Below are 11,639 nucleotides of genomic sequence, written 5' to 3'. Positions count from 1 at the left end.
TGCGGGGAACGCCGGGGCTCGACATCTACAGCAATGGCGGCGTGGGAACCGTGACGCCCGTGTTCCTGCGCGGCTCGACGCCCGGCCAGACCCTGGTTCTGCTCGACGGCGTTCGCATCAACGATCCCAGCATCACCGACGGTTCGGTCGATCTCGGCGCCTTTTCCGCCGGCAATATCGAGCGCATCGAGGTTTTACGCGGGCCGCAATCGGCGCTTTACGGTTCGGACGCCATGGGCGGCGTCATCAATATCATCACCCGCAAGGGCGAAGCCGCGCCGCATGGCTCGTCGCCGCGCGCAGAGGACCAGGGCCAGGCGATGCTGCTGCATCCCGCCCTCGAACGCGACTATCCCGCCGCGCGCCGCATTGTCATTCCAGAGCAATTGACGATTTGCGGCGGCCCCATGCTGCCCGCCGCGCTGGATCGCCTGTCCGACGCCATGGCGCGCATTTCGCGCTGAGCCGGCCGGCGCGGTCAGTCCGCAGCCGGGTCCTTGATGCGACTGGGATCTTGCTCGTGACCATCCCAGAACGTGGGCCGCTCCAGCCAGCGCTGGATGAAATTCCACGCGCGCTTGTAGCCGTTGTGCGGCAGTATGCAGGCCGAACAATCCTTGCGCTTCAGGCCATTGCGGTCGATGATCACCCCATACGGCCCCGGACATTCATTGGCGCTGAGCGGGCAATAGCAGAACAGACAGTTGAACTCGCGCTCCACGCCCGGGTGGCAGGGCATGAAGGGACAAGCGGAATTGGTGAACCCCATATAGCCGGTGTTCTTGGTGGCGTCTTTCGGCTCCATTTCGCTTTCTCCCTGGCGCAAGACGCCTCAACTCGGTCCATCTGTTTCAACGTGCTCGCGCCTATTTGAGACGCAACGGACAGCCCGAAACAATCAGCCATGATTCCGTCGAATGCGCCGCCGTGGCTTGGGCCAGAAGGCCGACGAGATCGCGAAACCGGCGCAAGTCGGCCTCCATCGGCACGGGGCTCCAGCCGATTTCGTCGCCAACGACGACGGTGGGATAGGGCGCGGCGCACAAAGCATCGAGCAGGGCGCGCCATTCTTGGAGAATGTCGTCGTCAGGCCGCACGAAGCGCGCCGCCGTCCAGACGACGATGCTGTCGACGATGACGCCGGCAGGCGGTGGATCGATTGTGCTCAGCGCGACGTCGATCCGGTCCGGCGCTTCCAATGTGCGCCAGGACTCAGGCCGCTCCGCCCGATGTTTCCGCACGCGCTCCGCCATTTCGAGATCAGCGGGGTCAGCCCACCATGGCGCGACGAACACCACGTCGTCTCCCCATCCCCTGGCGATTTCGACCGCGCGCGCGCTCTTTCCGCTGCGCACGGGGCCGGTGAGATAAATCAGTTCGCCCATCAAGACACCATCCGTTGCGCGGGGCGCGCGCCGCGCCGCGCGAACGCCCGCATTTGACCGACGAAGCGAACGGCGAGTTCGGGCCGTTGCGCCAGGGGAATGTGCATATAGCTGGCGAGCAGCCCGCGTCCGGCATGACCGGCTCGTGCGGTCGGGTCGCTGTCCCGGCTGCCCTGAAGCCGCCAGGCCGGCGACGGCGGTTCGCCGCCGCAGTCCCATAAGCTGTAATGGAATTCGTGGCCGCGCAGCGTTTCGCCAGCGCGCGCCAGCGGCGTGTCGACCAGAGCCGTCGCCCGGCGATAGCCCAGCGCGGCCAGGCGATCCGTCATTCGAACCGTTCCAGGAATCAGGCCCGCCATGCGATGCCGAACGCCCTCGGCGTCAATCAGCGCTTCGGTCAGCGTCATGAAGCCGCCGCACTCCGCCGCGATGGGCGCGCCCTCGGTATGCAATGTGCGCAGGTCTCGCCACAGCGTTTTATTGGAGGCGATTTCACGGGCGAACAGTTCGGGATAGCCGCCGCCCAGAAAGACCGCCGCCGCGCCCTCCGGAAGCGTCTCGCCCGCCACCGGGCTGAAGCGGACGACGCGGGCGCCCGCAGCCGATAGGATGTCGATGTCGTCCTGATAATAGAATGAAAACGCGGCGTCCGAAGCCAGCGCGAGTATGGGGTCCTCGCTGGTCGGGCTGCGGGTTTCGAACGAACCAGCCAAGAAAGGAAGGGCCGACGCCGCGCGCGCGACTCCAAGCAGAGCGTCGAGATCGAACCGCTCGGCTACGGCGTCGGCCACGGCCGCGAGCGTGGTCTCCCGCGCCCCGTTCTGAGCCGCCAGATCGAGGCCGAGATGCCGCTCGGGGATGGTGAGGGCGGCGTTGCGCGGCAGCCAGCCCAGCGTCGGAAGATCGACGATTTCGGAAATCGCCGCCGCGCACCCCCGCGCGTGGCCTTCCGATCCGGCGAAATTGAGCGCCAACGCTGTGACCGGCCGCTTCGGATCGAAGCGCGCGAAGCCGAGGGCGGCGGCTGCCGCGCTGCGCGCCGAGCCGGAAATGTCGAGGACCAGCAGCACCGGCGCGTCGAGCGCCGCTGCGATCGCCGCTGTCGATCCCTCGTCGCTGTCGAACCGGGCGCCGTCGAACAGCCCCATCACGCCCTCGATCACCGCGACATCCGCGTCCGCGCAAGCGCGGGCGAAACTTTCGCGCATGCCGGTTTCGCCGAGCATCCAGGCGTCGAGATTGCGACACGGGCGCCCAGCCGCCGCGCTCAGCCAGCCGGGATCGATGTAGTCTGGGCCGCATTTGAACGGCTGCACGATAAGACCGCGCCGGCGCAGGGCGCCGATCAGCCCTGCGGTCAGCAATGTCTTGCCCGACCCCGATCCGGCGCCGGCAACGACGATCCTGGCCGTCACGACGCCGGCTCCGTCACGTGGCGGCGTCGGAGCAGATAGATGTCGAGGATCCAGCCGAGGCGCTGTTTCTCGCGCCGCACCGTCTCGGCCAGCGCCGGGCCGATTTCACCGAGCGGGCCGGACGCCAAAACCTCATGCTCTGTCCCAAGATAGGCGCCCCAATAAATGTCGAAATCTTCCGGGGCGATCTGGGCGAAGGCGGCGTTGGAATCCAGCATGACGGCAACGGACTCATGGTCCTTGGCTGCGCCCGCCAGCAACCGACGCGCTGTGGTCACCAGCAGATCGCCGCCAATCTCATGCAGCGGGATGGCATGGCGTGCAGCGAGCAGATTCAGGCTGCTCACGGCCGGCGTCACCTCGACCTCGAATCTTCCGGGATATTGCGCCTGGACCCTGCGCAGTATGGCGATGCTGCTGTCATAGAGCGCCGGATCGCCCCAGACCAGCACGCCGCCGGTTTGCCCCTCGGCGAGATGCTCATCGAACAGGGCGGCAAATATCTCGGCCTTTCGCGCGTGCCAGTCGGCGACCACGTCGAGATAGTCGTCCTGCGCGCGCGCGCGCGGCGGGCTTTCCGCCGTGACAACGCGATAGGCCCCGGGACCGCGATAGAGATCGAGAACGCGGTGGCGCGTGTCGCCGAGCGCTTCCTTGCCGCGTCCCTGCTTCTCCAGCAGGAAGAACACGTCGACCTTCCGCAATGCCGCGATCGCCTGCGCCGTCAAATATTTCAGCCCGCCCGGACCCATGCCGATCAGACAGATTTTTCGCATTTTTTTACTCCAGCCTATCGCGCCAGCGCGAGCAGGGCGTCGAGGTCAAGATTGGCTTCGCAATGGTCGGCGAGCGCGTCCAGCGTCTCCTCCACACGCGCCTCGAAGGCGAGATGCGACACCTGCGCCCCGGTCTGACACAGCCAGGCGGAGCGAAACGCATCCCCGGCAAAAATGCCATGCACATAGGCGCCGGCGACGCGGCCATCGCGCGAAACCGCGCCCTCCGGCCTGATCTGGCCGTCGCCGTGATCCAGTTCGAGCCAGGGCCGGGTCAGGGCCTCGCCGGTCGTGCGCCCCATGTGCATCTCATAGCCGGTCACGCGGACGCCCGAGACGCGGTCGAACGCATCGATGTCGACGAGGCGCTTTTCGCCGGACATGTCGGTTTCCAGATCGAGCAGGCCAAGCCCCTCGGTTTCGCCGGGAGGCCCGTCAACGCCTTGGGGATCGCGGACCACGCGGCCGAGAATCTGATAGCCGGCGCAAAGGCCGATGACGCGGCCGCCCCGGCGCACATGAGCGCGAATGTCGATGTCCCAGCCCTCGCGCCGGATCAGATCCAGTTCGACGCGCGTCGACTTGGAGCCGGGAATCACCACCACATCGACATCGCCGGGAATGGCCGATCCCGGCTGGATCCATTTCAGGTTGACGTCCGGCTCGGCGGCCAAGGGATCGAGATCGTCGAAATTGGCGACGCGCTGCAAACGCAGCACCGCGACCTTAACCTTGCCCTGGCTTCCGGCGGCGGCGCGCTCCAGCGCCAGCGAGTCTTCGGCGGGCAGGCGTTCGGCGGCGGTGAACCAGCGCAACACCCCCAGGAACGGCCAGTTGGTGTGTTGAGTGATGGTTCGACACCCCGGCTCGAAAATCGAGAAGTCGCCGCGAAACTTGTTGATGATATAGCCGACGACGCGGGCGCGGTCGGCCTCGTCGAGCAGCGCCCAGCTGCCGACGAGCGCCCCCATGGTTCCGCCGCGATCGATGTCGGAGAGGAAAATCACGGGCAGGTCGGCTTCCTCGGCGAAGCGCATGTTGGTGATGTCGGACGATCGCAGATAGGCCTCGGCGCCGCTGCCCGCGCCCTCGACGATCACCAGATCGGCTTCGCGGGCGAGGCGCTCGAAACTGTCCACCACCGCCGGCATCAGCTCGCGGCGCATGTGGTGATAAATCTTCGCCGGGCAATTGCCGAGCACGCGACCTCTGAGCACCACCTGCGCGCCGATTTCGCTTTGTGGCTTCAGCAGCACAGGATTCATGTGGATCGAGGGTTTCGCGAAGCAGGCGCGCGCCTGAAGCGCCTGGGCGCGTCCGATCTCGCCGCGCGGCGGCTGACCATCGGGACCAGCGGGCAGGTCGGAATGGACGGCCACCGCCGCATTGTTGCTCATGTTCTGCGCCTTGAAGGGGCGAACGACCAGACCGCGACGCGCAAAGGCGCGGCACAGCCCGGCCACCACCATGCTCTTGCCGACATCGGAACTCGTGCCCTGAATCATCAGGCTTTTGGCGCTACGAGGGGTACCCTGCGGATGTGGCGCGAACGCAATTCTGGAGATCAATTCGGCGACGTGGGGAGGCGTCATTTTGTCCTCATTGTTGAAGGCGCCCGCAGGCGTCGAACGCGCGCTGCATGGCGGGGAACGTTGTTGACTTCATTGGGAAGCGGGATTTAGGAACGGCGCGTGATCATCGTCAGCGCACTCCGACACATTGAAATTTTGACAGCCGAGCGGAACTTCACCCGCTCGCTGTCGCTGCTCGCGCCATGGCAAACCGTTATCTTCGATGTCGATCCATTGCCGCGCGACCATCTGATCCTGGCGTTCAACGACATCACGGCGCCGGAGACCGGATGCGTCCTTCCGGATGATGCAAACGTTCGCGCGATCGTCGAATTCGGCCGGTCCTGCCGCATCGACGACTACGTACTCGTTCACTGCTGGATGGGCGTCAGCCGATCGCCGGCTGCCGCCTACATCATCGCCTGCACGCGAGCGCCTGGCGAAGAAAAAGCCATAGCGGATGCTTTGCGACGCCGCTCTCCGACGGCGACGCCAAATCGCCTGCTCGTGTCCCTGGCCGACGACTTGCTCGCGCGCGGCGGCCGCATGGTCAATGCGATCGACGAGATCGGAAGGGGCTGCGCATTTGAGGGCGATGCGCCGCCTTTTGCCCTGCCGCTCGATTGGCGCGCTGGTGGTGGCATAGCGATTTGAATTCGTCATAGCAGCCCGGCGGCTCCGAGCAGGACTCCGACCTCGACCATCTGCTCCGTCGCTCCAAGAATATCGCCGGTATAGCCTCCAATCAGCCGCCATGCCGCAAGGGGAGGAGCAATGGCGAGCGAACCGGCCAGGGTGAGGCCGAGAGCGGCGGCGGCAGGCGCAATAGCCGCGAGCCAGGCAAAGGCCAATACAGCCATCACTCCGGCGAGAACCATGGTGGCGGCGCTGAACTTCCGTTCGGGATAAACCGTGCGCGCCGTGGCGATGTCTCCGCCATAGGGCAGAAACGCCATCACAACGAGCAGGCTGGCGCGCGCTAATCCATGAGCGGCTATCAAAGCCGCCGCGCCTACCATTGGCGGCGCCGAGGCAAGTGCGGCGACCCGCAGTCCGAATGTCAGGCAGAGCGCTACGGCGCCGTAGGTTCCGAGCCGACTGTCCTTGAAAATCGCGAGGCGTTGCGTCCGATTGCGTCCACCGAACAGCCCGTCGGCGGTATCGGCCAAACCATCCTCGTGCAGAGCGCCCGTCATGATGACGGTTGTCGCGACCGCCAGCATTGCGGCAATCGCGCCGGGCCAGATTTTGTGAGCGCACAACAGGACGCCGGCTCCGGTCGCCCCGATGAGCGAGCCAACGAGCGGAAAATATCTCCCGGCCGCACGGATCCAATCTTGGTCGAATCGCGGTGACATTGGCGCGGGCAAGACGGTCATGAATTGGACGGTCTGGAAAAAAGGTGCGCAGCCTTTCATCGATCGCCCGGAGGGCTCCGAACTGTCCGCGTCGGGAGTGCTGGATTCAATATTGTCTGGCCTAGTATTCATCGGGACAGCGGAGACGCGCGTTTGCTGGTCAGGATTGCGCGAATTTCCGTCCAGACGTCCGGCTCGATCCAATCGCGCCGGACGCCGAGCGGCGGGGAGGTCCATATCACCTTCACGTCGAACTTTTTCGCCAATTCATAATCGACGCTGCCCGGCAGTCCCGCGAGATCGAAAATGACAGCGCTTTCAGGCAGCCGTGCGAGGATGGCGGCGCCGATGAAATGGGTCAGGCCCGTCGAAATGACGACGTTCAGACGTGACGCCTGATTGGGAAGGTCTGCCACCCGGTGCGGCGTCACATCATTTTCGATGAGTTGCAGACACTCTTCGATGTCGTCGGCGACAGCATGTACGGACACATCTTCCGCGCGCACTCGGCTCAGGAGCTCATCAAAGAGCGCGCCGCGCCCGATGACCAAAACTTCGCACGCCGCCTTCGACGCGAGCAGGGGGCGCGCCACGAAGGGGTCGTCAGCGGCGCCGTCGGCGTCGGGGAGGCCAAGGCGCCCATGGCCAAGGAAGGAGCTTGCCCGCTCAACCGGCTCCGAGCGCCGGGGCCTTTCGGCTTCTGACGAAACCGAACACGCCTTTCGTTCGCTTGCGTTCAGCAGGGCCAAGCGCAGAATGAACTCCACGCCCCGCAACGCATAATTCTGAATACGCCAGGAGAAAGGCATGCGCTTGGCGCCGCAGGAATTAGACGCATGCTTTACGACGACCGCACAGGCGACAGTCGCGCTTCGCGCTCGTTGCCGGGCATGCCTCCTGAGGAGCTGACCGGAGATTTTCGCGCCGCGGTCGACTGCGGTCACGCATTGCCGATCAGCTTTCATGGCCTAATAGGCGCCTGATCTTCCATCTGCTCCGTTCCGCCGCCGCATGCGCGCATGGCCGCCGCCGCCGCCGCCGTCGGTGAAGCCTCCTGTTTGCGCTTTGGCGCGCTCTTCCATTCGGCGGTCGCTTCGTCCTCCGGGCCACGGGTCAACCGACGCGATTCATCGAAATGAAAGTTGACCTTTTTCTTTGACTGCGGACCCCAGTATCCCGCCTTGCCGAGGTCATAGAACTTGCGTTCGAACGCGCTCTTCAGGAACGCCTTCAGGCATCCCAGCAAATAGCGGCGGCGCAGCGGATCGCGCACCCAAGGGTAGCCGAACAGCGCCTTGTTCATGTAGAAGCGGCGATAATTGTGCATCACCCCGTCGAGAAGCTCGCCCCGATCCATCGCGTTGGGCTTCATGATCGGCGTAACGAAATTGTACTTCTCGAAGTCGAACACTTCGACCTTGTCGCCGAGTTCGCGATAGAGATCGGAGAATGGCCATGGGGTAAACATCGACCAGTTCGCCATGTCGGGCTTCCAGTCGCGGACCATCTGGTAGGTTTGTTCGAGTGTCTCCTTGGTCTCGTTCTCCAGGCCGACGATGAACTGCGCTTCGGCGACGATGCCGTGCTTCTGCAACAGCTGGATCGCCTTCTTGTTCTGGGAGACAGTCGTCTCCTTGTTGAACAGATCGAGATTCAGTTGCGCGACCGCCTCGGTGCCGAGCGAAATATGGACGAGGCCGGCTTTGCGATACAGCGGCAGCAGGCTCTCGTCGCGCAGCACGTCGGTCACGCGGGTGTTGATGCCCCACAGGACCGGCAGGTTGCGGGCCGCAAGCTCCTCGCAGAAAGCGATGAAAGCCTTCTGATTGATCGTCGGCTCCTCGTCGGCCAGGATGAAGAACCCGACCTTGTGCTCGCGCACCAGCGTCTCGATTTCGTCAACCACGAGTTTTGGTTTGCGAACGCGATAATCGCGCCAGAACTTCCATTGCGAACAGAAGCTGCAAGTGAACGGACAGCCGCGCGCCATGTTGGGCGTGGCGACGCGCACGCCAAGTGGAACGTAAATGTATTTCTCCCAATCGAGAATGCTCCAGTCCGCCACGATCGAATCGACATCGCGGATCGGCGGTTCCGCCTGGGTGGCGATGACCTTCGAACCCTCACTGTAGGCTATTCCCGCGACCTGTCCGCGCGCTCCCGGCCATTCGCCGTGATCGACGGCGCGGATGACGTTGAGAAGAACCGCCTCGCCCTCGCCGCGCGCCACAGCGTCGATCCAGGGCGCCTCGTGGAGGATCTGCTGATACATGAAAGTGCCGTGTATGCCGCCCAGCACCGTGACCACATCAGGATGCGCTTCCTTCGCGATCTGGAGCACGCGCTCGGCTTTGTAGATCGACGGCGTTATTGCCGTGGTCCCGACAATGTCGGGAGTATCGGCCGCCAGTTCGGCGCGCAGTTCATCTTCGGTAAGATTGTCCGTCATCGCGTCGATGAAACGAATATTGGAAAAGCCACCCGCCTTGAGATAACCCGCGAGGTAAGCGACCCAGGCCGGCGACCACTTGCCGGCGATCTCGGCCCCGCCCGAATGATAATTGGGGTGGATCAGAATAATGCGCATGTGAAAAACCTTCCGAACAGCTGGCGCTGTATCAATCGGGCGGCGTTGAGCCGATGCTTCAAATGAAATCGCGCCAGAACGGATCACACGACGCGCGTCTTGCAAGCACATGCAGCTGCAGGACTCTTGCGGCAGTACGAAGATCAGCGTTTGGTGAGCGACAATGACGCGAGCTGGGTGCAGCTACACGATGGCCCCGCGCGAACGTGGCTGAGCTGAAAAAGCCACCAAGTCTTCTATCATCGCCAACCTCCTGCCTCGCCTTCCCCGGCGAGTCTGAGTTAAATCGAGCGATGGCAGGTTTCCTGGCTCACGGATCACCACCTGTTTCCGCCTTCCCGACCCGAAGGTCAGTGGCTTTGTCGAACAGGCTAACCGCTTACAGTTGCGGGGGCAGCCACGGCATTTAACCGTGTTCCCTATTATCTTCGGCGTTGGACTGACGACGAAGCACCATCTGTCGGAATGATGGCGCAATCTTTTGCCGTTGGCAAGTTTCCGTTTCACGAGCCAGCAATTCTAATTCGTCCACCTGCGGTAATGTCATGCGTTGATCTGATTTTCGATTTCGGGCGTGGGCTTGGACTCGATGAGGATGATCATGAGCGTTCACGAGTATGGGACGACCAGATAGGCGGCGATTGTTCGGATATGCTTGGCAGCAATCAATACCCTGGCGAGCGCCAAGCAGTGAAAGGGACCGGTCGTCTCTATGGCATTGGTCTGGGTCCGGGAGCCCCGGAACGTCTCGCGGTCAAGGCGACGCGGCTGCTTAAAATCTGCCCGGTCGTCGCCTATTTCTGCAAGTCGGGCCGGCGCGGAAATGCGCGCGCAATCGCCGACTGCTGGAGCGCGCGATCTATGTTGAGCCCGGCGCCCCGCCCGAGCAGAACGTCATTCCGCTCAGAGAAAAGGACGGCGACGACGAACCCTATTTTTCGCTGGAGCTGCTTCCCGGACGGGGAGGGCGGCCATGACGGGCAAGCTCCACTTCATCGGGGAGGGGCCAGCGCCAAGCGCAAGCCTTCGCTTGTGCATGGCGCATTCGCGAAGGTCATCGTCATCTCGCGATTGACTCGAATCACGGCCTGTGACTACTATATATCGTGCTTCGGTGCCTCATATCGTCAGCATATGGGGCTAAGAGGGAAGCCGGTGAGACGCCGGCGCTGCCCCCGCAACTGTAAGCGGCGAGCTTGTGTCCGCATGCGCCACTGACGTTTTTCGACGTCGGGAAGGCAGGGCGCGAGCGACGACCCGTGAGCCAGGAGACCTGCCGAATCACGATGATGTCCTCGGGCGGGGTGCTCTCGAGGGCTCGGAGCAATCTCGCGCGACGCGCGATGCTCCGCGCCTTCGTCGCCGTTGCTCGTTTTTTGGTGGGGAAATGGCAATGAAGGCAGACTTTCAAACTTTCGCAAAAATTCCGAAACCGCTGGCGCCAGCGGCCTGAACGGCCCGCGCCGCCGCTTCCCCGTTCTTTCATCCGTCGCATTCTGGATTTTCGATGACCTCGTCACGCCCCTCCGTCGTCGTCAAACGCAACGGCGTTGTCGCGCCCTTCGATTCCGGTAAAATCCGTTCGGCCATCGAACGCGCAGGCAGGGCGAGCGGGGAATTTGATGCGGCGCGCGCGGCCGAATTGACCGCGCAGGCCGAAAAAGTCTTGAAACACCGCTTCGCCTCGTGAAACCCGACGATCGAGGAAATCCAGGACATCGTCGAGCAGGCGCTGATCTCGGGCGATCACTTCGCCACGGCCCGGGCCTATATCGTCTACCGCGAAAAGCGCGGTCAGGCGCGCGCCGACCGCAAGACGGTCGTGGACGTCGGCAGTTCGATCAACGAATATCTGGAAAAGTCGGACTGGCGCATCAACGCCAACGCAAACCAGGGCTATTCGCTCGGCGGGCTCATCCTCAACTTTTCCGGAAAGGTGACGGTGAATTACTGGCTGTCGCACGTTTATCCGCCCGAAGTCGGCCGCGCTCATCGCGAGGGCGACCTCCACATCCACGACCTCGACATGCTCTCGGGCTATTGCGCGGGGTGGTCGCTGCGGACGCTACTCACCGAGGGGCTGAACGGCGTCCCCGGCAAGGTCGAGGCGGGGCCACCGAAGCATCTTTCCAGCGCCGTGGGCCAAATCGTCAATTTCCTCGGCACGCTGCAAAACGAATGGGCTGGCGCGCAGGCGTTCAGTTCGTTCGACACATATCTCGCGGCGTTCATTCGCAACGACAATCTTCCCTATGAACAGGTCCGCCAGTCGATTCAGGAGTTGATCTACAATCTCAATGTCCCCTCGCGCTGGGGCACCCAAACCCCCTTCACCAACCTGACGTTTGACTGGACCTGTCCTGAAGACCTGCGCGACCAGGCGCCGATTATCGGCGGCGTGGAAATGGAGTTCTGAACCGCGCCGGGTTTGCCGGAGGCCATTTTGTTCAAATCAGGCCGCGATGGCGGTCTGATTTAGCGAGGCGTAGTAACGCGCCTCGGCCTCGGCTGGCGGGATGTTGCCGATCGGCTCCAGCAGCCTGCGGT

Annotated in this window: 11 protein-coding genes, 1 pseudogene and 2 riboswitches; of the genes and pseudogenes, 4 read left to right on the top strand and 8 right to left on the bottom strand. The window is 63.5% G+C overall.

Annotated features, from left to right (window positions below; all coding sequences use genetic code 11):
- A partial coding sequence (locus CCR94_RS26315; protein WP_275112803.1) for a TonB-dependent receptor occupies positions 1 to 464 on the top strand: 464 nt, incomplete at its 5' end.
- A gap of 14 nt (positions 465 to 478) precedes the next feature.
- Here CCR94_RS26315 and CCR94_RS04745 read toward each other — a convergent pair.
- From CCR94_RS04745 to CCR94_RS04725, 5 genes are all read right to left on the bottom strand, one after another.
- Complete coding sequence (locus CCR94_RS04745) at positions 479 to 805, bottom strand: cysteine-rich small domain-containing protein (RefSeq protein ID WP_104506733.1); 327 nt, start codon at positions 803 to 805, stop codon at positions 479 to 481.
- Positions 806 to 866: 61 nt separating this feature from the next.
- Complete coding sequence (locus tag CCR94_RS04740; protein WP_104506732.1) at positions 867 to 1,385, bottom strand: bifunctional adenosylcobinamide kinase/adenosylcobinamide-phosphate guanylyltransferase; 519 nt, start codon at positions 1,383 to 1,385, stop codon at positions 867 to 869.
- Complete coding sequence (locus CCR94_RS04735; RefSeq protein WP_104506731.1) at positions 1,385 to 2,800, bottom strand: cobyrinic acid a,c-diamide synthase CobB; 1,416 nt, start codon at positions 2,798 to 2,800, stop codon at positions 1,385 to 1,387. The genes CCR94_RS04740 and CCR94_RS04735 overlap by 1 nt, the downstream gene beginning before the upstream one ends.
- Positions 2,797 to 3,576 carry a precorrin-6A synthase (deacetylating) gene (cobF, locus tag CCR94_RS04730; RefSeq protein WP_104506730.1) on the bottom strand — a complete coding sequence of 260 codons (780 nt, stop codon included), beginning with the start codon at positions 3,574 to 3,576 and terminating at the stop codon, positions 2,797 to 2,799. Before cobF ends, CCR94_RS04735 begins: the two co-directional genes overlap by 4 nt.
- Before the next feature lie 14 nt (positions 3,577 to 3,590).
- Entirely contained in the window at positions 3,591 to 5,168 is a 1,578-nt protein-coding gene (locus CCR94_RS04725; protein WP_104506729.1) for a cobyric acid synthase, read from the bottom strand.
- A 99-nt stretch (positions 5,169 to 5,267) separates the two neighbouring features.
- On the opposite strand from CCR94_RS04725, the gene CCR94_RS04720 reads away from it, so the two are divergent.
- Positions 5,268 to 5,801, top strand: a complete 534-nt coding sequence (locus CCR94_RS04720) for a tyrosine phosphatase family protein (RefSeq protein WP_104506728.1) — start codon at positions 5,268 to 5,270, stop codon at positions 5,799 to 5,801.
- 5 nt (positions 5,802 to 5,806) lie between these two features.
- Here CCR94_RS04720 and cobS read toward each other — a convergent pair whose 3' ends face one another.
- The 3 genes from cobS to bchE form a co-directional block, all read right to left on the bottom strand.
- Entirely contained in the window at positions 5,807 to 6,526 is a 720-nt protein-coding gene (gene cobS, locus CCR94_RS04715) for an adenosylcobinamide-GDP ribazoletransferase (RefSeq protein ID WP_275112802.1), read from the bottom strand.
- A gap of 107 nt (positions 6,527 to 6,633) precedes the next feature.
- Entirely contained in the window at positions 6,634 to 7,470 is an 837-nt protein-coding gene (locus tag CCR94_RS04710) for a hypothetical protein (RefSeq protein WP_146089863.1), read from the bottom strand.
- Positions 7,467 to 9,092: a magnesium-protoporphyrin IX monomethyl ester anaerobic oxidative cyclase gene (gene bchE, locus CCR94_RS04705; RefSeq protein WP_104506725.1), complete on the bottom strand. Its 1,626-nt coding sequence runs from the start codon at positions 9,090 to 9,092 to the stop codon at positions 7,467 to 7,469. The genes CCR94_RS04710 and bchE overlap by 4 nt, the downstream gene beginning before the upstream one ends.
- A 278-nt stretch (positions 9,093 to 9,370) precedes the next feature.
- A riboswitch (cobalamin riboswitch) is annotated at positions 9,371 to 9,565 on the bottom strand.
- 622 nt (positions 9,566 to 10,187) lie between these two features.
- Positions 10,188 to 10,387, top strand: a riboswitch (cobalamin riboswitch).
- A gap of 212 nt (positions 10,388 to 10,599) precedes the next feature.
- Between bchE and CCR94_RS25895 the strand changes: the two are divergent.
- Positions 10,600 to 10,875 (top strand): annotated as a pseudogene (locus tag CCR94_RS25895) (ATP cone domain-containing protein); the annotation flags it as partial.
- 39 nt (positions 10,876 to 10,914) lie between these two features.
- The gene (nrdD, locus tag CCR94_RS04700; RefSeq protein ID WP_244593938.1) at positions 10,915 to 11,508 is read left to right on the top strand and encodes an anaerobic ribonucleoside-triphosphate reductase; all 594 of its coding nucleotides are present in this window, start codon (positions 10,915 to 10,917) and stop codon (positions 11,506 to 11,508) included.
- Positions 11,509 to 11,639 lie beyond the last annotated feature (131 nt).

This window comes from Rhodoblastus sphagnicola (genome assembly GCF_002937075.1).
In the GTDB taxonomy this organism is placed as follows: Bacteria; Pseudomonadota; Alphaproteobacteria; order Rhizobiales; family Beijerinckiaceae; genus Rhodoblastus; species Rhodoblastus sphagnicola.
Note: the sequence above shows the minus strand (reverse complement) of the source record. Positions and strands in the feature narration are given on the sequence as shown.

Bases quoted from the DNA above. Each gene is read 5' to 3' on its own strand.
- CCR94_RS04745 (WP_104506733.1), bottom strand. From the start codon at position 805: ATGGAGCCGAAAGACGCCACCAAGAACACCGGCTATATGGGGTTCACC.
- CCR94_RS04740 (WP_104506732.1), bottom strand. From the start codon at position 1,385: ATGGGCGAACTGATTTATCTCACCGGCCCCGTGCGCAGCGGAAAGAGC.
- cobF (WP_104506730.1), bottom strand. From the start codon at position 3,576: ATGCGAAAAATCTGTCTGATCGGCATGGGTCCGGGCGGGCTGAAATAT.
- CCR94_RS04725 (WP_104506729.1), bottom strand. From the start codon at position 5,168: ATGACGCCTCCCCACGTCGCCGAATTGATCTCCAGAATTGCGTTCGCG.
- cobS (WP_275112802.1), bottom strand. From the start codon at position 6,526: ATGACCGTCTTGCCCGCGCCAATGTCACCGCGATTCGACCAAGATTGG.
- CCR94_RS04710 (WP_146089863.1), bottom strand. From the start codon at position 7,470: ATGAAAGCTGATCGGCAATGCGTGACCGCAGTCGACCGCGGCGCGAAA.
- bchE (WP_104506725.1), bottom strand. From the start codon at position 9,092: ATGCGCATTATTCTGATCCACCCCAATTATCATTCGGGCGGGGCCGAG.